16 protein-coding genes and 1 pseudogene are annotated in these 25,382 nt (G+C 32.0%); 5 read left to right on the forward strand and 12 right to left on the reverse strand.

The genetic code is table 11. The features are described 5' to 3' along the window. Positions 1 to 420 precede the first annotated feature (420 nt). Positions 421 to 1,455 (forward strand): annotated as a pseudogene (locus tag F0000_RS23840) (IS1595 family transposase). Between the two features lie 246 nt (positions 1,456 to 1,701). Further along, the gene (locus F0000_RS23845) at positions 1,702 to 2,379 is read left to right on the forward strand and encodes a hypothetical protein (protein WP_149627236.1); all 678 of its coding nucleotides are present in this window, start codon (positions 1,702 to 1,704) and stop codon (positions 2,377 to 2,379) included. A 686-nt stretch (positions 2,380 to 3,065) separates the two neighbouring features. Here F0000_RS23845 and F0000_RS23850 read toward each other — a convergent pair. From F0000_RS23850 to F0000_RS23890, 9 genes are all read right to left on the reverse strand, one after another. Continuing rightward, positions 3,066 to 5,885 carry a carbohydrate-binding protein gene (locus tag F0000_RS23850; protein ID WP_149627237.1) on the reverse strand — a complete coding sequence of 940 codons (2,820 nt, stop codon included), beginning with the start codon at positions 5,883 to 5,885 and terminating at the stop codon, positions 3,066 to 3,068. Positions 5,886 to 6,340: 455 nt separating this feature from the next. Beyond that, entirely contained in the window at positions 6,341 to 8,329 is a 1,989-nt protein-coding gene (locus F0000_RS23855; RefSeq protein ID WP_149627238.1) for an OmpA family protein, read from the reverse strand. 4 nt (positions 8,330 to 8,333) lie between these two features. Continuing rightward, positions 8,334 to 9,296, reverse strand: a complete 963-nt coding sequence (locus F0000_RS23860; protein ID WP_149627239.1) for a type IX secretion system membrane protein PorP/SprF — start codon at positions 9,294 to 9,296, stop codon at positions 8,334 to 8,336. A gap of 352 nt (positions 9,297 to 9,648) precedes the next feature. Next, positions 9,649 to 12,369 (reverse strand): Ig-like domain-containing protein, encoded by a 2,721-nt coding sequence (locus F0000_RS23865; protein WP_149627240.1) that lies wholly within the window; start codon positions 12,367 to 12,369, stop codon positions 9,649 to 9,651. A gap of 2,683 nt (positions 12,370 to 15,052) precedes the next feature. Further along, entirely contained in the window at positions 15,053 to 15,793 is a 741-nt protein-coding gene (locus tag F0000_RS23870; protein ID WP_149627241.1) for a DUF4369 domain-containing protein, read from the reverse strand. Between the two features lie 59 nt (positions 15,794 to 15,852). Beyond that, entirely contained in the window at positions 15,853 to 17,160 is a 1,308-nt protein-coding gene (locus F0000_RS23875; RefSeq protein WP_149627242.1) for a DUF819 domain-containing protein, read from the reverse strand. Positions 17,161 to 17,290: 130 nt separating this feature from the next. Continuing rightward, a complete protein-coding gene (locus tag F0000_RS23880) occupies positions 17,291 to 19,186 on the reverse strand; it encodes a peptidase M61 (RefSeq protein ID WP_149627243.1) in 1,896 nt (631 codons plus the stop codon). Between the two features lie 7 nt (positions 19,187 to 19,193). Further along, positions 19,194 to 19,997, reverse strand: coding sequence for a Cof-type HAD-IIB family hydrolase (locus F0000_RS23885; RefSeq protein WP_149627244.1), 804 nt, complete (start codon positions 19,995 to 19,997; stop codon positions 19,194 to 19,196). A 42-nt stretch (positions 19,998 to 20,039) separates the two neighbouring features. After that, complete coding sequence (locus tag F0000_RS23890; RefSeq protein ID WP_188112259.1) at positions 20,040 to 20,966, reverse strand: alpha/beta hydrolase; 927 nt, start codon at positions 20,964 to 20,966, stop codon at positions 20,040 to 20,042. 311 nt (positions 20,967 to 21,277) lie between these two features. Here F0000_RS23890 and F0000_RS23895 point away from each other — a divergent pair, with 311 nt between their 5' ends. After that, the gene (locus F0000_RS23895) at positions 21,278 to 22,060 is read left to right on the forward strand and encodes a S1/P1 nuclease (protein ID WP_149627246.1); all 783 of its coding nucleotides are present in this window, start codon (positions 21,278 to 21,280) and stop codon (positions 22,058 to 22,060) included. Between the two features lie 16 nt (positions 22,061 to 22,076). Here the strand turns inward: F0000_RS23895 and F0000_RS23900 are convergent, their stop codons facing one another. Continuing rightward, positions 22,077 to 22,937 (reverse strand): AraC family transcriptional regulator, encoded by an 861-nt coding sequence (locus F0000_RS23900; RefSeq protein WP_149627247.1) that lies wholly within the window; start codon positions 22,935 to 22,937, stop codon positions 22,077 to 22,079. 194 nt (positions 22,938 to 23,131) lie between these two features. On the opposite strand from F0000_RS23900, the gene F0000_RS23905 reads away from it, so the two are divergent. Next, positions 23,132 to 23,536, forward strand: a complete 405-nt coding sequence (locus F0000_RS23905) for a DoxX family membrane protein (RefSeq protein WP_149627248.1) — start codon at positions 23,132 to 23,134, stop codon at positions 23,534 to 23,536. A gap of 69 nt (positions 23,537 to 23,605) precedes the next feature. Here the strand turns inward: F0000_RS23905 and F0000_RS23910 are convergent, their stop codons facing one another. Next, complete coding sequence (locus F0000_RS23910) at positions 23,606 to 23,953, reverse strand: hypothetical protein (RefSeq protein ID WP_149627249.1); 348 nt, start codon at positions 23,951 to 23,953, stop codon at positions 23,606 to 23,608. Then, on the reverse strand, positions 23,953 to 24,414 hold the full coding sequence (locus tag F0000_RS23915) for a hypothetical protein (RefSeq protein ID WP_188112260.1): 462 nt from the start codon (positions 24,412 to 24,414) through the stop codon (positions 23,953 to 23,955). Before F0000_RS23915 ends, F0000_RS23910 begins: the two co-directional genes overlap by 1 nt. Positions 24,415 to 24,918: 504 nt before the next feature. Between F0000_RS23915 and F0000_RS23920 the strand changes: the two genes are divergently transcribed. Next, the coding region (locus F0000_RS23920) for a M12 family metallopeptidase (RefSeq protein ID WP_255452874.1) at positions 24,919 to 25,382 on the forward strand (464 nt) is incomplete at its 3' end.

The raw sequence follows: 25,382 nt of genomic DNA on the forward strand, positions 1-25,382 counted from the left end.
AACTCAAGTTTATCCTTCTTTATAGAAGAGGTAGTAATACCCATGTACACATTTACCACTAAATCAGAAAAAAAGATTTCAACCAACGATTTTCAATACACCTGTTTCCTTAACTAAACGACATTGGGGGCTCGGGGTGAAAACCCCCTTGTCTACTCGACACTGAACGTTAGCAAAAACTAAGCTCCCATAAATACGAAATGACAATTCAAGAGGTAAGCAAAAAGTTCACAGAAGATCAAAGTAATAGGAACTTTAAATTTAATACACCTGCTTCTGATACTTTGATTGAAGAAGTAGAGACTCTATTGGGAAATAAGCTTACTGATAACCTCAAATACTTTTGTAAATATGACTATCGGATTCCTTGCATAAGATCGATAATTTTCGTATCTTCTTGTTTTAAAGCGATTTATTCTAATAAAGATTCAAGATTTTTTCAAGAAATTTCCAGATGAAGTGAGTTGTAAAACTCATTTCAAAGCAGAAAGAGACAAACAAGGAGTTATTTGTAAACGATGTTCAGGTATGGAACATTATTGGATTTCTACTCGAGACCAATATCAATGTAAAAAGTGTAAGTTCAGGACTACTTTACGCAGTGGTACTTTATTGCACGGCTCACAATTACCATATTACTATTGGTATTTTTCTATTATGTTACTTACCAGTACTAAAAAAAGTTTTTCAGCCTTAGAAGTTCAGCGACAACTAGGCTATCTTTATTATGAACCTATCTGGGCTATGCTCCATAAAATCCGATATGCTATGGATAAAAGAGATGACAATTATCAGCTCCCCGATCAAATAGAAATCGATGAGGGCTTTTTTGAAATTGTTTCTGATAAAGAAGACTGACAGCGCATTGCTCAAGAAATAGCAGATAATAATGGAAAACTTAAACAGGGTAAAGGAAGTCAAAAATAAATATCAGTATTGGTAATGGTGGAATCTAAACCATTAGAAGTTTCTGATAAATACAAACATAAACCCTCAAAGAAAGTAGGCTTTATTAAAATGAAAATTATAGAAGATCTTACAAAAGAAACTACCCAACAACAGATCAAGAGTACTATCGATACAAAGGCATCTGCCACTACAGACGGAGCTAATAATTATAATGATACTAAGGATCACTTATACGATTTACGGGTGAGAATTTCGTAAAAAGAATGTCATTAGATGCGAAATTTTTATTCGTAAATCGTATTAGAAGGTCATAATGCTGTAGTAATAAAAGATAAAAGTAAAACCTCAGAAATACTACCTTGGGTACATATTGCCATTAGTAATGCAAAAAGATTATTGTTAGATATATACCATTCTACTGGGATTCATTATTTACAGAGATATCTGGATGAATATTGTTATAAATTCAATAGAAGATACTTTGAATCCATATTCGACAGGGCTATCATAGCAGTGGTAGCTAGCAAAAAAATGGGAAATGTGTAAACTATCAGATAGTTATATGTTCTTTTATATCGAAATATTCCTCTTAATTATATTTTTTTTAGGAAACCAGATCGTAATAGTAGTGGACTGTACAAATATTTTTTGTAATTTTAATTAAGGGAAATAATACCTTATTCCATAAATAACTGTTGTTTGTCCTCATAGAACAGAAGAACATCCACAAAGTGGGATATCAAACTTTTTTGGTAATTACGTTTATAGCAAATAAATTCTTAAAACCATATTATGAAAACAATTAATTTTTTTGCCAAATCAATTTTACCTGTTGCAGTTCTTCTGTCAATATACAGTTGTGAAAAAGACGAAACTACTATTGTTACAGAAGAAAAAATCTTAGCGGAAGATAGCATAGAACAAGTAGGTATTCCTGAGGAAGAATGGATCACTGACATACACAAAAACGATACTAAAAATCTTATTTCTACTGTGAGTGGAAGAGATTATAAGCATTTTTATATCGATTATAATGGTGATAGGACAAGGGATTTAGTAGCAGTTAGAACGAAGAATACTGGCACAAGAAGTACTGAAATTCACATATTAGATGGAAAAAGCGGATACAGTAGATTTTTACTTCAAACTGGGACTGCGATGCCGGAATTACATTCCCATTTCGAAATTCATATTGGAAAATCTCGTAAAGAAGGGTTATTATTGTATGTAATTCTGAGAAAGAATACTGGTACTCATAGTACAGAATTTCATGTAATCTCAGAAAAAAATGGATTTCATAAGTTCTATAGTCAAAACGGATCGCCAATTCCTGAATCACCTAATTACAGGTTTAAATTATTAAATCGAACATATAGAGATCACTTACACTATATAGAAGTTTTTAAAAATGGCTATAGTTATAGAACATTAGATGCAAAATACACCTATAAAAGATTTTTGGACTATTAATAAATTTATTAAACCTTAGTCTGTGTCAGAATATGATTAATACGATTTATAACTAAAAATTTCGCATATTCATCGTTTCTTTTTCTTTTCTACTTCGTTTAAAAAATAAACCGTAGCTATAGCTATGCTTGATTTTTTTGCCTTGCATAAAGAAAAAATAATTCAATGAATTTATACGAATTTTTTAATCACAAATCGTATAAGAAAGTCAATAGTTCCAAGCTATTGACTTTTTTAATCACTTAACTTAAAAATCCGAATAATCAGATTAGTTTTAAACCTGTTGTGCATTTAGGTATTTTTAGGATAAGAGTCGTCAGTTAGAGTGCTTTGGCTTTAGGAGAAGTGTATCGAAAATAGAATTTTAATCCAAAAAAAGCTGTTTTCGATACATTTTTCTTCATTTCATTTAGACAGAATACTCGAATTGACGCTTTTTTAGCATAATTATTTCTCAATACACAATAGATTAGTTTTAAACAACTTAATAGTCATTTTTCCTTTCAAAATATCGATAAACTCTGAGATTGAAACGTTGAGAGGTATATAGATTGGTCTGATTGAATATGGATGTACGACAAATTGTTAGATAAGCAAAGCTATAAATATACTGGTTTTTAAATCATTACCACCGTCAAAGACGGTGGTCTTTTATATTCAAATAAACAAGTTTATTGTTGATCCTATCAGTATTTAATAAACTTCTGTACACTTTTTGTTATTGGATCTATTAACCAATACATCCCTTCTGTTAAGGAAGAAATATTAATTTTATTCGGAGTGTTTGGCGTTATAGTGATAGTTTTTAGTTTTTTTCCGGTAATATCCCGGATATTTAATATGCTATCCTCTTTGATGCCATCTATTGTAATAAAACGTTGAGCTGGATTGGGGTAGACCGTAAAACTATATTCAGTAAACTCATCAACTGAAAGCAAAGGATTAGAAAACTCAAAATAATTGATATTAAAAAGATAGTCATTACCACCTGCATATTCAAAACGAATTTTTTGATTCCCCTGATTTAAATCAACCGGGATATTAACAGTATTCCAGTTTTGCCAACCACCGGTATTATCAATATTGATCGTCCCCAAAGAAACGGTTTCTCTTACTAGCCTAACTGTCCCTCCTTGAGAATCTGAAGCTACTCTGAGTGCAATATTATAGGACCCTGCGGCTGGAGCAGAAATCTGATACTCGCTAAAGTCTCCATCTTCAATAAAGCCAATATTCATTCCTCCTCCGGTATCAGCAGTTGTTTCTCGTTGAATTCCAAAATGTTGAAAATATTCTTCAGCTTCTACAGTTCCTGGTATGTTGTGTACAATTGTACAGGTATTTATAGTGTCTGAAGGGCATTCATCATCAGAATTTGCTACATAACCCGCAGGTTGAGAACAGCTACTCATCGTTTGAGAGGGATCTCCGAGATCATCATCATCAGCATCTTGATACCAGGTTGTGGGATTGGTACAGGTTGACGTACAGTTTGGATGTTCTCCAGGAAGACCATAACAACCTAAACCTGTTGGTCCCGATGTAATATCCCAGTCAATTCCGGTTTGAAATGGTGCTACACCAAATTCATAGGCTCCCGCATCAGGGCTATTTCCTTGATAGCCATCGGTAAACCCATCTATTACTCTACCGTGATCTACAGCTTCAGAACCAGCTTTGAGTTGATAGTTGTTATTTTCCCAGTTAACAAAAGATTCTTTGCTAATAAGGTTGTTTTGCCTATTTGTTTGTTCATCCCAGGTACTTTCATCTTCTTGATTTCCTCCTTGGTCTGTAGATTCTTTGTCTGTGATGTTATTCCATACCTGTACATTACTAAAAGAAGTACCTTCTTTATGCCATGCTCCCATGGTTGCCGAACCTTTTGCAAAGGTATTGTTATAAATTTTGAGGTTTGTTCCGTTCCAATTGATTTGAATATTGGTCCATTTTGTATTCCAAACTACATTATTATAAACATCCCAGTTTTTTGAGTCATTGTCTAGATAAACTCCCGTTCCTTTAAACCTACCATTTCTTGCTTGTGAGTCGTGAAAAGTATTATGATGAATACTTGATTTCGTTGCTCTCGCATTGGTAGTATATAGTAATCCGCCATCATCGGCTACAAAATTATTAAGACTAACATCATTATAAGCATATTCACCACCATCAACATAGGCCTGAATAATATCTTTTCCTGACCTGGTTAATGTATTGTTTTTATACGATCCTCTTTTTGCTCCACGGGTGTTTAATACACAATCATAATTTCCTAAATAATTAAAATCGTGAACATAAGAATTCAACAATTTGTTATCATCTCCTTGGTCATATACTCCATTACCAGCACCCCAGGCAATTTCACATTGTTCTATCGTATTCTTGTTTCCTGTCATCAATACACTTTGTCTTCTGGAGTCAAATCCATTAATTACACCTAATGTATGATTCCCATAAAAACTAGATACTCTGGATAATTTATTGTTATTACCACTAATATCTATGGACCCACCAAAAACAGCTAAGTTCTCAATATGAATATAGTTTTTATTCAATTTAATGGTTTGGGTTCTTCTTCTAAAACGAATAGAATTATTCGCCGGTGCACCACCACCATCAATTTGTACATAAAGTGTTTTGTTATTTTTATCATAAAACCACTCATTTTTATAATCCAGGGCTTCTTTAATCCCCTGAAGGAAAAACTCACCTTTTTTAACTCCGTGACCCGTATATCCGGGGTGATGTCTCAGTTGAATCCAATTCTGTGCTCTTTCTAATTTGAAATCAATTCTATTAGAAGAGGAATTGGTTATAAAATCTGTCCAGGCTAAAAATCCTGCTCCTCCATAAAAATGAATAGAACCCCCATTTTTCCATTTACTGGCATGAGGAATGCTATTTGCGTGACCATTTGATTGACTCCCATCATAGTTCATCCAGGTTTTTCCACCACCAGCAGCACCTCTGTTACAGGCTGGTAAATAATCGCGTTCAAATAAGTTTTGAGGAACATTATTTGGCCATCTTGCTAGATCCATAAGATTGTCATCATGAAGCGCCATATTATCCTGACCTAAGTCCCAATTGACAGTTGCCTTATAAATATTACCTTGATCAACTGTCCAGTTGTTAACAGCCTGCATAGCTGTAATAATTACTTTTTCTCCTGTTTTAGCTCTATAAACTATTGGATTACCGGGTGTTCCTGATCTTGCAGGTTCTAATAACTCTTCGTAAGTTCCTTCTCCAATGATGACAATATCTCCAGCTTGGGCAACGGATGAAGCTTTTGCTATTGTTTTAAAAGGAGCATTTTGGGTTCCATCATTAGAATCATTCCCATTTTTTGCTACATAAATATCTTTGGCTTGCAAGGATAAGGATATAAAAAAAAGAGGTAAGGATAGTATTAGTACTTTTCTATAATTTCCATATTTTTTTATGGCATTCGTTACATTCAGAAAAGAAGAAAAACTGGGGTTAGCATTGATTTTTCTCATTAATTTGTGTGTTAGATTAGATAGTTAGTTAGTTTAAAGTAAAGTTATTTTATTTAAAACATAGTGTATATGAACTGTTTTAAAGTTGATTCATTGAAGGGAGGGAAGATTAATGACATCTACTTTAATTGAGTTTTTAGCGTAGTAAATTTAAAACAAAACCTGCTTACAAAGCAAGAAAACTCGTTACTTTTATAAAACAGAGGTATTCTTCTTGAAATCCGGATGACATCAACTCCCTGTTCATATCAGGCAGCGTGCTCATAACAAGCACATTATTAAGTTACTAAGTAATAATTTACAGATAATCCAGAAACATATCTTTTGATCTATATGCTTCTGGATTATTTTTAGTAAACTACCTCAAGTCAAGCCCATAAGGGACTTATTTTAAAAAATATATCGATTTGGACGCAAGCCCAGGAGCTTTTAAATTTCGTTTATCGAGTAAAAGATTAGTTATCAGTAAAAGATTTGGATACATTACCAAATTTTGTATTTAGGATGATAAACTCACTTCTTCGGTTTCTGGCGTGTTCTTCTTCTTCACAAGGAGTACCGTTTTTACAATCATTAATCAATTGGGTTTCTCCGAATCCTTTTGCGCTAATTCTGGATGAATTAAATTTTCCTTTCTTAAGTAAATAGTTACGTGTAGACCAAGCTCTCTTTTTACTCAATTCTAAGTTATATCGATCATTAGCTCTACTATCTGTATGAGATCGTATATCAATTTTAAGCTTAGGGAACTCTTGTAATAATACAATAATTTTTTGTAGTTCTATTTCTGCATCTTTTCGTATTTTATATTTATTGAGATCAAAATAAATATTAGGTATATCGAGTATTCTTGATAAGTCATCACCTCTTTGGATTTTTCTTGTATTAGATCTACTTTTTGTCATAAAGACATTTTTTGAAATTATTTCATTTTTTGTAGCCGTAGTTTCCTGAATATTCTGGTTAGGTATGTATCCGGTTTTTTCAACTCTAAGAATAACTTTTTGGTTACAGTCTACGTAGAATATATAATCTCCTTTTTGGTCTGTGAACATTCTATTAATTTCTATCATGTCTTCATTAAAAAGAATTACTTCTGCTCCAGAAATAACTTCCTGAGTTCTGGAATCCATCACTGTTCCTTTGACATATTGTCCGCAAAGTGGATACAAAGGTTCTGTTTGCTGGAAGTAATAGATATCGTCGTTACCTTTTCCTTCCGGGCGATTGCTTGAAAAATATCCAGTTGCTTTTTTATCAACTATAATAAATGAAAAATCATCGTAAGGTCCATTAATAGGTCTTCCGACATTATAGGGTAGTGAAAAAGTGTTATTTCCGCCTCTGGCCAAGAAAACATCCAAACCACCAAGACCTACGTGACCATCGCTCGCAAAATAAAGATCTCCATTTTCACTTATGTAGGGAAAACTTTCTCTTCCTTCTGTATTAATTTGTTCACCCAGATTTTTTGGGGTTCCAAAAGTGCCATCTTCATAAATAGCCACTTCATAGATGTCAGAATTACCATAAGAACCCGGCATATCACTGGCAAAATATAGTTTTTTTCCTTCTGGCCCTATAGCAGGATGTGCTACCGAATATTCATCACTATTAAAAGGTAATTCTTCAATATTACTCCATTTATTATCTAATAGTGTAGCTTTATATAGTTTTAAAAGAGTGGTTCCTGTCCCATCAGATCCTAATTTTTTATTCAGGTAATTATTTCTGGTAAAATAGATCGTTTTCCCGTCTTTACTAAAAACAGCTGATGACTCATGAACAGGTGTATTTATTTCACCTTTTAATGATTTGGGATTCTTGACTGGTTTATCATTTTCTAACGTAATAGTAAACAAGTCAAGAAAAGGCATTTTGTCCCAATTATGAACAACGCCACCACCTCTTGAAGATGCAAAAACAAGATTTCCATTATTATCAAAATTGGGAGAATGTTCGGAGAATTCACTATTGATATCAATTGTTTCTATTACAAATTTTCCAGATTGCTTTTCGATGAGTTCGAGATAATATCTGGTGGATCTAAAAAAAGCTGCCCGTTTATCATATTTACCATGAAGTGTATCAAATTTTTCCATGATTTTATCTGATTTGCGATACTCTTCAATACTCTTCAAACATTGAGCATATCTATACAGATACTCTGCATCTACCTGCTTTTCGAATTTTTTCATAAGCCTTTCATACCAAACTACAGCGTTTTTAAAATCTGCATTATAATAATATGAATCTGCTATTTTTCTAAATAAATCGACAGAAGCATATCCTCTTTTTGCAACTTCCAGATAAATTTCTCTTGCATCTATAAAAGCATATTGATCAAAACTCTCATCGGCTTGTGTAATAAGTTCTTCTTGTGAAGTCATAGTATAACTTGTAGTGAGTAATACAAGTAAGAAAACAATAAATTGATTTTTCATGATATTAAAAGAATCTTGGGGTTAACATTCTACCAGACTTTCTAGCTAACTTATTAAGAAGGTCAAATCGGAGTAAAAACTCATAACTTCCATTATTAAATTGAGTCTTAGATAGTTCAGTAGTCTCATAATCAAATGCTAATCCGAGCATCAGATTTTTAAATATTTGAAATCCTACGATACCACTCACTGCAGCACTCCACCTATATGCGGCACCTACTGTAAACTTTTCGTAAAATAAAAAATTGGCAGAAAGGTCTATTTGCAATGGGGCTCCGTATACTAATTTGGTTAATAATGCAGGTTTAAATTTTGTATTGTGGTTCAGATCAAAAGTATGCCCTGTAATTAAATAATAGTTGACTCTTTCCTTAGCTAAGAGTTCTGTAGAGCCATCTTCGGAAATCGAATTTTGATCAAAATATTCTGTTTCTAAAAGATTAGGAATACTAATTCCCATATAAAATCGGTTTGTATGATAATAGACCCCTGCACCAATGTTAGGATTAAATCGATTCTCAATGTTAGTATCATATGCCGTATCATTAATTGTTTCTCTGGAAAGGTTGATAAGATCAACATTAATGACTTGCGCACCGATCTTAGTACCAAAACTTAATTTTCTGTTACCTCCAATTGGAATTGTATAAGAAAAATCAGCACTAAAATAGGTTTCTGTTGTGGGATTGATCTTGTCATTTACTACTGAAAAACCAAGCCCAACGTTTTTTTTATTTAGAAAAGTATCAAAAGTAAATGTTTGTGTAGTAGGTGCTCCTTCTACACTCAACCATTGCTGACGGTGTAACGCAGAGAAACTCATCATTCCTCTGCTTCCAGAATAGGCAGGATTAATACTACTGGTATTATACATATACTGAGTAAATTGAGCATCTTGTTGCCCTTCGGCAGTTATAGGAATTATATATAATAACAGCGGGATTATTAATTTTTTAATTAATTTCATTTTTATAAGTTTGAGTTGAAATAAGCAATACGTCAAAATTTAAAAGTAAGTCTCCATAACATCGAAAAAAGAATAAACAATCCTTGTCAATACATATACAGGTATTAGACAATTATTCTTTTTCCCATGCCCATCTGGTAGACAGAAAAAATCATGATTTTATAGTTTATTCCAATCCCAACTTGAATCCACCCTATAAAACTGTATCTTTATATGTGATACTTCAAAACAAATAGTAACCACAGTTTTGATCATGTAGCTCTTTTGTTTTCTTATAAGTAAATTCAAATCAGAATTGGTATTAATTACTAGAATTAGTATTTTTTGATATTTGAAGATGTGATAGTAAACATTACCTTAACAAATAGACATGTCCAGATCTCGTTTTTGAATTTCCAGTTTCATTTACATAGTTTAATACATAATAATAAGTGCCTACTGGTAAGAGTTCACCTCTCTCGATTGTAACTCTGCCATCGCTATACCCTTTAAATCTGGCTACTCCATTCTGCTCATATTGATCTTTATCAAAAACCTTAACTCCCCATCTATTAAATATCTGAAGGTTGTTTTGAGGATATTTACTGAGTCTTTTTATGACGAACTCATCATTAGCTCCATCATTATTAGGGCTAAAACTTTCATATACAATAATTCCTTCTGGATCTTTGAGGATCACAATTGTGGGATCTTCGGGATCTCCGTCCTCATCAAGGTCTACATTTTCTGTATTTGAAGGGTCATCAGAAAGATCTGTTATCAAAAAACCGTTAGAATCCTCACCAATCGCAGTTGCCTGATTGATAACTTGTTTTGCTATGACATCACTTTCCATAAGCACATAGGTAGCTGTGAAATTAGACTGATCTATCTCACCTACTTCTAGATCAATAGGATCTCCATTAATTTCTAATCCTGGTAATGGGTCTTCAATTGTTATATTGCTAATATCAAGTTCTCCATTGTTTTCTATTGTAAACTCATATTCGATAATATCTCCCGAACTAATTATACAATCTTCATTAGTATCTTTATAAACTCCTCTTTTAGTTATATTTAAATTTCCTTTTAGGCTATTTGGTTCTCCTACCTCCAAATTCAATACTACAATTGCGGTATCGCAATCTCCATCTGCATCACATATTTGATACGAAAATTGGTCGTTCCCAAAAAAATCAAAATTTGGTACATATTCGATGGTATCATCTGTTGGGTCTCCTGGTGTGCCATTTTGATTTACTGTTGCAGTCCCATTTATAGGATTTGATATCACAGAAATTGGAGTATCAGATGGGCCATCACTTCCAAAACTGTCATTTATCAACACATCGATCAGAATTGAAGTATCACCATTTAGAGCAACAAGATCGTCCACTGCTATAGGTTGATCATCGTGATTTTCTATAGTAATGGTTACAATTGCAGTATCACAATCTCCGTCTGCATCACATATTTGATACGAAAATTGGTCGTTCCCAAAAAAATCAAAATTTGGTACATATTCGATGGTATCATCTGTTGGGTCTCCTGGTGTGCTATTTTGATTTACTGTTGCAGTCCCATTTATAGGATTTGATATCACAGAAATTGGAGTATCAGATGGGCCATCGCTTCCAAAACTGTCATTTATCAACACATCGATCAGAATTGAAACATCACCATTTAGAGCTACAAGATCGTCCACTGCCATAGGTTGATCATCTTGATTTTCTATAGTAATGGTTACAATTGCAGTATCGCAATCTCCGTCTGCATCACATATTTGATACGAAAATTCATCGCTCCCAAAAAAATCAGAATTTGGTACATATGTTATGGTATCGTCTGTTGGGTCGCTTGGTGTACCATTTTGATTTACTGTCGCAGTACCATTTATAGGATTTGATACCACAGAAATCGGAGTGTCTGATGGACCATCCCCTCCAAAACTATCATTTATAAGCACATCGATCAGAATTGAAGTATCTTCATTTAGAGCTACAAGATCGTCCACTGCCATAGGTTGATCATCTTGATTTTCTATAGTAATGGTTACAATTGCAGTATCGCAATCTCCGTCTGCATCACATATTTGATACGAAAATTCATCGCCCCCAAAAAAATCAGAATTTGGTACATATGTTATGGTATCGTCTGTTGGATCGCTTGGTGTACCATTTTGATTTACTGTCGCAGTACCATTTATAGGATTTGATACCACAGAAATCGGAGTGTCTGATGGATCATCCCCTCCAAAACTATCATTTATAAGCACATTGATCAGAATTGAAGTATCTTCATTTAGAGCTACAAGATCGTCCACTGCCATAGGTTGATCATCTTGATTTTCTATAGTAATGGTTACAATTGCAGTATCGCAATCTCCGTCTGCATCACATATTTGATACGAAAATTCATCGCCCCCAAAAAAATCAGAATTTGGTACATATGTTATGGTATCGTCTGTTGGATCGCTTGGTGTACCATTTTGATTTACTGTCGCAGTACCATTTATAGGATTTGATACCACAGAAATCGGAGTGTCTGATGGACCATCCCCTCCAAAACTATCATTTATAAGCACATCGATCAGAATTGAAGTATCTTCATTTAGAGCTACAAGATCGTCCACTGCCATAGGTTGATCATCTCTACCTGGACGAACCAGAACTCTAACTAGTGAAGAATCCGTATTTCCGTCAGCATCTACAATCGTATAGACAAAAACATCTATCCCTGTGAAATTTGGAGGAGGATAGTATATTACTTTGTCATCTAGTGGATCATTAGGGGTTCCATTTTGATCTATAAGTACCACCCCGCCAGAATTAGAAATTCCTGTTACCTGTATAGCACTTCCTGGATTTGGACCGGCAGACCCAAAATTGTCATTATTGAGAACCTCAATGATATTGGCTTCACTATTTTCTATTACTGTTGCTGTATCGTCCATCGCATCAGGAATAAAAGCTTTCGAAAAATAGGTAAAATTTAATAAACTATGTGTAGAAATAAAATTTGACCTAGTATGGTCAGCTCGGCTGGGGTACGTTAGTAAAATTAAAGGTAAGTAATAAAGTAATTTTTTGTTCATAACTAAATTGTTTTTGTGTGAATTAAGAGTGTTTGTGTTAATAAATGTCTTTATTGATCTTGATACTAGTTCTTTTTATATCAAGTGATCGTCTGTAAAAACCACCTAATCGTATCCATCATATATGCTTACTTTTTGTCTGTTTTTGAGCTATTTACATCAGAAAGAAGGCTGCTTCTTCTAACTCTATTTTTGTAGTTGAATTAGAAACTCTATTGTTCTGTTCTCCATCAAATCCAACAGCGTCATTAATAAACTTTATTCTCCCTCGCTCATCATTGACTGATGAGACTACAGACCTATCTGATTCCCCATTTTTTTATATTCTGTTTTCAACTATACAGTATTTATAATTCTCTTTGTATTCTATGAATTCTTATAGCCTCGAATAATCTATTAATCTTCTTGTATTAGAGTTTTCACAATTCTTATTGCAATAGAAAAAATAATTTCCTCTACCATACTTATTTAATCGTTCTATACCATTATTTAACTCAGCATTACCAACCATGTAGTTAGCGAATAGTGTATTAACAAAAATTTCTTTATTTTTTAAACAAATTCCTAAACAGGAAGCGTTTTTTTGTAAAAAAAGAATGATCACTACTCGTCGCATATTGAGCAAGCCCAACTGCTGTATAATTCATTTTTACATGATTTATAGTTTTAAACTAAAAAAATAGTAACAGGTATACCCTTAAAAAAAGTAGTTTTCCGTCAAATCAAGATGAATTTATATAATAGGAATAGAATTAATTTCTGTTTTTCCTAGTAACCAAAGATTATATCTTTCTATGTTAATATCATACAAAAGTAGTATCATATGAACCAGATAGGTAAGGTATACTCATAATCTTGAGCAACAAAAACCTCCTAATATCATAATGATATCATAAAATAATTTATCGTGCTATAAAGAATGTAATACCAAAATTTAAAAATCTGTTAGCTTAGAATAAGCCATACATTATCTACATCCCTATCTACACTTATAATAAAGGGATAGGAAAAAGAATTAGACTTTATATACTGATAATTACACAGCATTACATTTCAATATTTGATAATAACATTTTTTATAAATATTGGTGTAAATAGGATGTGTTCTAAAAAGCTTCTATATATAGATTTAAGAAACTCTTACTTGTGCGAAAATTCAAAATTTATTAAGTAGTTTTATATCATACTAGATTCGGTTTTTTGTTTTAATTAATTGTTTTTATAAGCCCTATATATTTTCAGAAAGTATTGACAAAACCTATTAAAATATAATTCTTAATAGTTACGTTAAACAACTATATGGAGAATTATAAGATCTTATCTAAAGTTTCTTTTTTTTTATTTTATAAACAAAATATCGTAAAATTGTTTTCTGAGAATTTAAAAACAATTCGATTTAAAAAAATATTAGCAATATAAGCTGATTTTCAATTCTGATTGCCTTAAAAAATAGCTGTTATATAATTGAAATTAACAATGTATTTATCTGATTACACTAAGGTAATCAAATATTGATAAGAGATCAAGTTATTTACATTTTTTTAAAAGCGCAAAACTATATTAATGAAACGAGAATTAAAATTTTATCTCTATTTTTTACTCTTAAAAAAAATATAAATACATCTCTAGCCTAGTTTAAAAAAAGGGTTGTTGAGTTCTTGTCTATGATTTTTAATGGTTATTATTCAGGAGCGTATTTAATTTTTAATTTTAAAACGATTTGATTTTAATTTTTGACACTCACTTTAAACAGAAATTACTTTTTGCTGTAAAATATAGATTCCAGATTGTACTGAAAAACAATAAAAAACAACAAAAAACAAGAAAGTGCAATAAATATATTCCAGTGTGGATTAGAATCCAAAATAATACTGCAAGTTTTGAATATAAATTAAACGGATCATTAAAACTCGTAGTATTTTGTTATTTTAAAACTATTAGTAATACGATTTACGGGTGAGAATTTCGTAAAATAATGGCAAGGATTTTTCGCTAGATTGATGAATCAAATTAAAGAATAGCCATAGCTATTGTTTCATTTTATGAAGAAAATATAGTAGAAAAAGAATGTCATTAGATGCGAAATTTTTATTCGTAAATCGTATAACAACTACGTATTACATATAAGTATCATGTAGTGATGAATTATTAGGTTCTAAAAATAACGGAATTATAATTTTTAGAAATAGCACTCATCCCGGTGATCGTGAATATTCAATGTAATACGATTTGTGATTAAAAAATTCGTATAAATTCATTGAATTATTTTTTCTTTATGCAAGGCAAAAAAATCAAGCATAGCTATAGCTACGGTTTATTTTTTAAACGAAGTAGAAAGGAAAAAGAAACGATGAATATGCGAAATTTTTAGTTATAAATCGTATAAGTAGCTATCTTTAAAGATCATTTTTATTTGGTAAAGATTTCTCTTCATAAGAAATCTTCGTTATAAAATTTTGAACAAAAATAATTTTGTTGTATCTCTATTTATATCAGGAATGTAGGTTTTTGTCTTATGTAGCTAGATCTACAGCACTGTATATATAATCCAGACACAGAGTTATATTTACAGTTTATTGAATGAAACAAGGATTGAAATGTAATTCAGATAGTATTCAGTTTGTATGTAATATATTGGTAGTAAGGATGTTGTTGGTTTTGTTCTAAGCTATTGTTTTATGAATTAATTATCTTTGTTTACTTGAAGGTTTTCTGCTTCTTTTTCTTTTCGTTCTTTTAAAAAATCTAAAAATTGCTTACCATACATAGATTTTTTTACTTTAGGGGATAATGCATTTGCTACAGTATCCAGATAATGGATATTGGCATCAAAAACCTCATGAAGCGTTACATAAGGAGCGACTTCTAACTTTTTGTTATTGATAGCGAAGTTGAGCGTATATAGATATTTTTGCTTCATTAAGTTTTTATAAACTTGATCATTTTTGATAAGCTTTTCCTCATCGTTTTGTTTTTTGGCTTCATAATCTTCTTTTATGATTCTCAGGTTTCTATCATTGAAACGTTTATTCATTTTTTTATACTCAAAAAATTTTGTCTGATTTTTTCCTCCTGAGATCATAACATCTCTTTCAAAAGCATTGAGAGAAGTATTGATAATAATTTCTCCTGGCTCAGCAAAAAAATCAATTCTGTCATTATATTGCGCCCCATCATACTTATCTAGGAATAAGTAATGTATCTCTGGTTCTTGTACGTTAGTAGTAAATGTAAATGAAGGATCTCCCTCTATAGCTGTAGAATCAATATTAATAAGTGTGCTATCCTGTACTTTTTGCAAATACAGCATTCCTTTTTTTAATCCATGGACAGTGCCCTTTATAGATACATTTCCTTTTTTTTCGGGAGTACTGCAACTTATTATAAGAACTAATATCAGTAATATAAAAGAAAATTGGCGCATGGATGTTTTGAATTTTAAAAAAATAGAAATACAAATATGCTATAAATAAGATTGAAAAACTAGCTTCCAGATGCAATTTGCATCAATATTGTGCATAAAATAGCACCATAAGTACCTACTACATATCCAAAAACTGCCAGAAGTACACCTACAGTAGCTAGCGATGGATGAAAAGCGGCCGCTACTACAGGGGCTGATGCGGCGCCACCAACATTAGCCTGGCTACCCACTGCAAGAAAAAAGTAGGGAGCCTTGATAAGTTTAGCAACACCAACAAGTAGTAAGGCATGGATGCTCATCCATACAAGCCCTATTAAAATAAGCTTGGGCTCATCCAGTACCTGACCTAAATCCATTTTCATTCCTATCGTAGCGACCAGAATGTAAATAAATATGCTTCCTATTTTGCTAGCGCCCGCGCCTTCATATTTTTTTGCTTTAGTATAGGATAATAAAATCCCCAGGAGTGTTGCAATAGTAATCATCCAGAAAAATGTAGATGTAAAAGAAGATAATGCAGAACTTTTGTCATTAAACACATCAAAATTATTGGACAAGAAGTTAGAAATCCCTCCAGCTCCCCAATGTGATAATCCTACTGCAGTAAAGGCAATAGATAGCATAATTATATAGTCTGTTAAAGTCGGATTTCGGGATACGCTTTCTGCATAGTTAGATACTTTTTCTTTAAGAGTTTCTATAGCAGTACTATCGGCTTTTAACCAATGATCGATTTTAGTACTTTTTCCGATACCAATAAGTAAAATGGCCATCCATAAATTAGCGACTACTATGTCTACAACAACCATAGCGCCATATTTATCAGGATTATACTCGTATATTTCTAGCATGGCAGCCTGATTGGCCCCTCCGCCAATCCAACTTCCTGCAAGTGTAGATAATCCTCTCCAGACTGCATCCGGTCCAATACCTCCTAATGCATCTGAAGAAATTGATGAAATTAATAAAATAGCCAAAGGGCCACCGATAATTATACCCAGAGTTCCTGTGGCAAACATAATTAATGCTTTAGGCCCCAGATTAAATATTCCTTTTAGATCAATACTTAATGTCATTAAAACCAAGGATGCAGGAAGTAAGTATCTGCTGGCAATAAAATATACACGAGATGATTTTTCTATAATTTGACCACTGCCATCATCAAGCTCTTTCCATTCTGGGGCGATAATTCCTAAGGAGTTTACTATTGCAGGTAATAAATAACAAAGTAGTAATGCAGGAATATATTTATAAAATCGTTGCCAAAATCCAGTTTTAATTGAGGAAGTATAAAACACAACTCCTAAGCAGAGCAGTAGTATACCAAAAACAATAGTATCATTTGTGAAAAAAGGAGCATTCTCCATAATTGTGAGTTAGTTTACTATGAGATGCAAAATACAACTTTTAGAAATATTTAAATTTAATCTTTATATAAATTAGCTTTGACTATAAAAGTTGTTTTTGTAAAATGCCTAGAACTTAAAAGAGCTTGGATTAATCATTAATCCAGCTTTTTAGTACATTTATCTGGTTGGCTGTAGCCGTAGAACTTTTGGTGAGAATTATTTTTTCTATAGAAGGAGGAATTACTTTCGAACTTACGGTGACTATTTGTTGATTTCTTTTAATCGTAAAAATGATATCATCTCCTATTTTCCATTTGTTAGAGTCACTAAAAAGATCATATATGTTCTTAATAGTATATTTCTTAGAGTTTATACTTATTAATACATCTGCCGCTTGTATTCCAGCATTTTTTAGAAATTTATTATGTGAAACTCCAGTAGTAAAAACTACCTCATTGGTGGCTTCAGAACCTTTTATAAAAGGTTCTTGCTCATAAATAAAGTAAGAAGAAGGAATCTCTTTTGTAGTATAAACCATTCCAGCCATATTAAAATATTTTTCATAATCAATAGGCAAACTACCAATCACATGGGTTTTTAGAAATTCTGTTACTTCTGGATAAGAGATCTCTTTTATTGTTTGTATAAGTTCCTCGTCTTGAAAAGGGATTTCACTACCAAATGCATCGGATAATTTTTGGATAAGATCCAAAATCCCTAGATTTCCATTGCTTTGCTCTCGTATAATAATATCCAGACACATCGATATAAGTGCTCCTTTTTCATACACGTTACGATAATTTTTGCGATATGGTTCTTGTAGAATGTTTTTACTCATATCAGTAAAAGACATTGTATTATCAAACAGTTGAGAAGCTTCTATTTTTTCTAATATTCTTTCAAAAAATTCTTCTTTGGTAATTAACGCCTGATGAATTTGAAATAATAAAGAAAAATATTCGGTAGTCCCTTCGTATAGCCATAAATGCTGAGACATTTTGGGATTATTGTAATCAAAATCGTGAATTTCTTCTGAATGGATACTTAGAGGAGTGACAATGTGAAAAAATTCATGTGAAACTACATCGACCAAAGATTCATTAAGTTTTTCTAAGGGTATCGATTCCGGAAGTACAACTACAGTTGAGGTATTATGTTCTAAAGCTCCAAAACCTTTAGCATCATTATTTTTTGAAGAGGAGAGATACAATAACACACTGTATTTTTTTGTTGAATTAATACCTCCTAAAAAATTCTTTTGCGCTCTAACCATTCTCTCCATCTCGGGCATGAGTTGAGCAGCGCGATGTGTGTTATTGGGAGAGTATACACTTAATAAAACTTCAATTTCATTAATATTAAAGATTACCTTATCCGGGACAGTATACATAATAGGAGTATCTGCAAGATCAGCATATCTTCTAAAAACGAATAAGTCTGTATCATACTTAACGTTTGGTGCCGGTGTTTCTGGAAAAATCTCATCTACAGAAGTGGAAGCTTCTAAGTGGATAGGGTGTTTAATAAAGAGATTGTATTTTTTTTCTTTCATTTTGGGGAAATAACCAACAAAAGCATAAAGGTTGAGAATGAAGTTTTTATCGCTATTGATATTGGTTCCAGTTGGAGAAAAAATAGTATGGGTATCTTCAATATCAAAAGTGTCATTAACCAGATAGCTTATCGTTTTTAATTGTCTTGCGTCACTGATTTTCCATTGATTATCGCCAGATTTCTGAACAGATAAAGAATTCCCATGACCATCATAGGCTTTAAAGTCTTCAATATAACTCCCGTAATTATTATTTTGATAGGTGCCAGGAACTATTTTTGGGATATAATAACTAACAGTATCTGTATTAAAATTTGATACATTTAACTCAACTTTTACCTTATCATCAATAATAGTAAACAGATCTAGTTCTGCAACGATAGGAGAGGTGTCTACGCGTATTGATTCTTTTATAGGTCTACAACCCAATACAAGATAAAAAGTAGTTATAAGAAAGAATAGGTTTTTAATTGTAATAATTTTTCTTAGCACAAGTATATTAGATATTGTTTTTGATATATGCAGCTACGCCATCATTTTTCCCCGATAGAGTAACGACATCAGCAATTTTTAAAGTTTCTGGTTTGGCATTTGCAACGGCTACTCCTGTTCCAACAGCTTTTATCATAGCAATATCGTTATAATTATCTCCAAAAGCTACTACATCAGAAAGAGAAATTTTAAAATGTGTATCTAATAATAGTTCTATTGCTGTAAGTTTAGAAATACTTTTATGGGCAATTTCTATATATGTTGGTTTAGAGCGATATAAATGTAATGAATCCTTAAAATTATGTTCTAAAAAAAGAAAAGCCTTATCAATATGTTCTTCTGTTCCCATACACATAATTTTATGAGCACCTTTGTTCTCTGCTCTCCATTGACTGATTACTTTTTCTGTGGATTTTATTACTGGCATGACCTTGGTATTCTGAGATTCTCTATTGGCCCAAAAATCCATTTCTGGAACAAACCAGTCATCATTATGGTATAAACTAATATGGAATGAAGAATTTATATTAAAACGATGAAGATCTTCTATAATATCCGGAGGAATAAATGTAGAATGAATAGGTTTTTTATCAACCAAAATAAGTCCTCCGTTATAGCATATGATAGGTATATCTAGAATATCTAGTTGCTTTTGTAAATGAATCATTGCACTAGGCATACGAGAAGAAATTAATACGACGGGGATGGTGTCTTTTATTCGTTTTATTTCTGAAATAGTAAATTCAGAGAGCTCTCTTTCTGCATTAAGTAATGTACCATCAATATCAGAAAATACGATGCGATGTGGCATTTAGTTTATGTTGCTAAGTGATTAATAATTATTGAATTGAACCTATTGTTTTACAAAGTTAGTGATTGCACTAGTAACTTCTGGCATAATAGGAAGCCAGTGTTCATTATAAGACTTATGATTTTCTAAACGACTTCCCTTAATTTCTCGTAGCACGTGGTTCATGTTTTTGATAATTACATATGATGCATTTGGAACGGCTTCTTTTAATTTTTCTGCTTCGGATACTTCTACTTGTAGGTCTTTATCTCCTTGTAAAATTAAAATGGGAATTTCTAATGCTGTGATCTCCTCTGCAGGAACGTATTGAATCCAGGATTTCATAAAAGGTTGTAGGTTGTATCCAAAAATAGATTCTAAAGCAGGATCATAATCCATGGCTCTGCCTTTTTCTTTTAGCGCCGCAAAAGCTGCAGCAGCACGCTTGTCAAGACCAGGGGCTTGCTTTTCTAATTGTTGTATTATTATTTGATCAACCGCTTGTGCATTTCCGGCAATAGAAATAAATGCATCTACATCATTTTTTGCAGCTACCATACCTACAAGAGATCCCTGACCGTGACCTGCCAGAGTAATTTTACTATAATTCCCGTTTTTCTTAAAATAAGAAACAATTGATGTTACGTCTTCTATAAAATGATCCAATGAGATTTCATTCTCATGGATGCCATAAGCATCGATTTTAAATAATCGTTTATCAAAACAATAGGTGGCGATTCCTTGCTTAGCCAATTGAAGAGATAATAATTTAAAAGCATCATTCTTAGACATCCTGTCATTACCTTCTCGATTAATGGCTCCAGCATCCATTATAAAAACGACAAGAGGAACACTCGCATCAGAGTAGGGAGTAATAAGAGTGCCCTCGATGAATTTATTGATCCGTACTGTTGCCGAATTATATTCTTTTTCCTGAGCAAAACAAGATACGTTTATTGCAATGATCAATAATAAAAATTTTAATCTCATATATGTTAGAGGTTTGTATAGTACTGAATTGTAAAACGATAAATATAGTATCATATTTTGAAATTGTTAATGCTTTTTTTATCGCAAAAAAATAATTATTGAATTTTCATTGATTATAGTTCTTTTATAAAATTAGAAACTTTTCAGAGGCTTCCAAACAAAAAATATGAACTGTCAGAATAGAATAGACTCTCTGATGTTTATAATAATTAATATTTCATATAGCAAGGATTCTTGGATTAAAAAAATCTTGTAATATTTAACGAATCCCTAACATACCCTTTTTTATCTTTGTTTCAAAATATAAACTCATGAATACCCGCTACCTATTGTTTTTAATGCTATTTTGCTTTTCTTTTAACGGATTTTCTTTTGGTGAAGATTGGGGTAAAACAGGGCATAGAGCTACAGGAGAAATAGCTGAGAGTTATCTAACAAAAAAAGCACATAGAAATATAAGAGCGTTACTTGATGGTCATGGATTAGCGTTTGTTTCGATTTATGGTGATGAGATAAAAAGTGATGATCAGTATAAGAAGTTTAGTCCTTGGCACTATGTGAATTTTGCTTTGGATAAAAAATATGGTGAAGAGACTCCCAGTGAACTTGGGGATTTGATAAAGGGGATAGAGAAATGTATTGAGGTTTTGAAAAGTGATACAAGTACTCATGAGGATAAAGTTTTTTATCTAAAAATGTTGGTTCATTTTATGGGGGATTTACATCAACCACTTCATGTAGGAAGAGGAGAAGATAAAGGAGGTAATGATATCCAGGTACGTTGGTTCAAAGAAGGTTCTAATTTACATAGAGTATGGGACAGTGATATGATCGATTATTACGGAATGAGTTATACAGAATTGTCTGAGAATGCAGATGAATTATCATCTGTAGAAATCAAGAACATAGAAAGAGGGGATATTCTCGATTGGGTATATGAATCTCAGGACATAGCAAAGGATGTCTATGCTTCTGCAAATGTAGGGGAAAAACTGGGATATAAATATGTGTATACATATTTCCCTGTCGTGCGGTCTCAACTACAAAAAGGAGGTATACGATTAGCTAAAATATTAAATGATTTATTCGGGTAGGCCGGATGAAAACTGTTTAGTTGGCAACCTGTAGCTCTTTTCTATATTGTTTTGGGGACATAAAAAAATGTTTCTTAAAAGTTTTTGTAAGATGGCTTTCATCGGTATATCCTAATTGATAGGCAATTTCGGCAATGGTAAACTCAGTACTTTGTAGTCGATGTTGGACCAATTTCATTTTATATTTAGTAATATATTGATGAATAGATTCTCCGGTAGCTTTTTTGAAATAATTACTAATTGTGCTCTGAGACATATTAAACTTATCTGCCATATAGTTTATTTTTGTAAGATTATTATCATATACGTTTTGTCGTATATGGCCTAATATATGTTCTATTTTAGAGTCATTAAAAGTTATATTTCTATCGTTGGAATCATATTTATAAGAGATGTTACGAACAATAATACTTAAAATGGTGCTGATAGCATTAGATATGATTTCTCTGTGATATGCCTTTTCATTTTTGAATTCTTCCATCACCACATTATAAATATCCCAGATAATTCTGCGGTCTTCCTCATGAGAAATTACATCTCCCGGAATTATGTTGGGTTGATGTAGCAGTTGTTCTATACGCTGTAACCAGAATTTTCTGTCAGGTAAATTAACCTTACTGGAAAATAAAAGTTCTGTAAACTTGAAATGTGTAAATCCAGAATGATTTTCAATTTCAATATGGTGAGTGTCTTCTGGAGCCAGTAAAAATATATCATTTTCTTTGTAATGAAATTGTACACCATTAATAGTATGATAGCCACTTCCGCTTTCTACAAAAATAATTTCAAAATAATTGTGATTATGTGGTGCTGCTTCCCATTTATCAAATGAATACTGATGAACAACAAAGATTTCGTGTAATGTATAACGGTTCATAATCAAGGCTTTAATACTTAAAGTTACAAAAATAATTTAACAAAAAATGGTATTTTCTTACAAACTAGATGTTATGAAAGTGTTTGTTAGCTAATTTGCGATGCTTTTTTTACAAGTTATTTATTGATTTTTACAAGGAATAGCATAGTATAGTATATGTATATTTGTATTTCTCTAAAAACATATATATTTTGATGAATGTAAAGCTAAATTTATATACTACGATACGGGTAGTTTTTGGATTGTTCCTGGTGTTGCATGGTGTATGCAATGCAGTCTTGTATTCGGATTTTTTAAATAGAATTGATGCGTACTTTACGAAGGCAAAAATATTTGATATTGAGTTGATAGAAGCGTTAGCACCATTAGTTCCTTTTGAAGAATTTGTTATCGGATTGTTTTTAGTTTTAGGTTTTTTTATAAAAAGAGCATTAATTGCTGCTATTTTATTATTTACATTTATAGTACTCTTTTTATTAGATGTTGATTCTATAGAATTAGCAATATTACATATTGGATTCTTTTTTGTGGCATTACTACTATGGAGAAAGGATAGTTGTTCTATTGATGGATTGAATTACTCAAGAGATTTGTTTTAACAAACCTTTCTTTAAAATCATTGCTGTTTTAAAAGTTGCTAAATAAAAAGAAATAGCTTTTTGGTTAGCTTATAAGTAGCTATAAGACCAGTATATCAAAAAAAATTGTAGCACTAGTCTAAAAAGAAGTATACTTTTAGGAAGACCAAGCCCTGCTTTTTTATGAGCCAACATGTGTATGTGAACTGGAAAAAATAAAACCAGCATTGTGATAATACTCCATAGTGCAAACACTTTTACAGGAGAGAATAGCATTCCTGATCCAGCTATAATTTCTGCCATTCCGCTTATATAGACTAACGGTTTATGATATGGGATATACAGAGGCATTACTCTCATAAAAGCCCTTGGACGAATTATATGTAAGATGCCTGCTATTATAAAAATACCTGATAATGTATAAAAGTGCCAATTCACTATAAACCAGTGGTTTTTTCTTTACCGGCACTGCTTAATGCAAAATTTTTACTTCGGGTCATGTTTTTTATAAAACTTATTTTTCTAAATCTGAGAGCAGACCAATCTTCATCAATTTCAACCTGTCTTACAGGTTCTAAATTGTAGTCTCCCAAGACTCCCCATCCATGATCTCTTGTGATTTCAGTACTATATTTTTTGGAATTTTTTTTAGGATATGCGAACCAAAGTATAGCATCCCCTACTAATTTAGGATATATAGTCTCGATTCTATTTTCTATTTGCTTTTTTTCAGTTACAAATACTAAAGCAAAATCAACTTCAGAAACTTGTATAAGGGATTCTTTAATGATCACATCTTTCAGACAATTTAATTCTTTGCAAAAGCCTTCAGGTTCGTTTAATATCAATATCTCGTCAAGAGAAGATGGTAATTGCAATTTTTTGAAAAGAGGAGTCATATTTTTGATTTTAGTAAACAATTTCGTGTTTACTAAAGATACGAAAAATAATAAAGAGTTTAGTGTTTTTTAATATCTATTGATAAACAAGTGTTTATGAGTAAAAACGTTACTCGATAATCGGGATTTAAATACTAAGGAAGGCTTGTCTCAAAATCGAAATGTCTTTTTCAATAAATACCTCGTATGATTGCCCCGAGGTAGTTTATTGCATACCAAAATTTGGTGATAACACTATACGTACAATTATAACCCTAAAAAACTAAGAATCTTAACTGAAAAAATGAAATCAAAAAGAATAAAATAAATTCTTTAATTACCTATAATGTAAAGAAGTATTTTCTAAAATCATTTTTACTTTCTTACAATTGTAAGGAAAATTAATAGCATTCGTTGCGTATTACCTTGTTTTTTTTCAACATAACGAATAAGTAATAATTTAATAAATAGATAAAAAGATATTTTGTAAATTTTGGAAATTAACACAAACTTAATCTTAAAAATATGAAAAATTATTTCAAAATCGGGCTAACTTTCCCGATTATGACATTTGCAAGTCTAGTATTTGTAGCTTGTGAAACAGAAACATTCCAGGATGAACCTTCACAAGGAGAAGGGTTTGCTACAGAAGAGGCATATCCTGGTAGAGAAGGAACACTACATTCCTTGAAATTAAACGACGAAACAGTAATTGCAGAAAATTTTGGAGAAAAAAATGTATCAGTTATAGGTGATATGCTGTTTTATACAGATGAATCTGATGGTGCTGTTAGGAGTGCAGGTAGAACCGGTGGCAGATGGCCCAATAATACGGTGTATTATGAGATTCAGAACGGAATGCCTAATCAACGAAGAATAACGGATGCCATCAGACATTGGGAATCCAAGACAGCTTTGCGATTTGTAAAAAGAACAAACCAAGGTGCTTATATCTTTTTCCAAAAAGGAAGTGGTTGTTCATCTTTTGT

The organism is Aquimarina sp. RZ0 (assembly GCF_008370685.1).
Classification (GTDB): domain Bacteria; phylum Bacteroidota; class Bacteroidia; order Flavobacteriales; family Flavobacteriaceae; genus Aquimarina.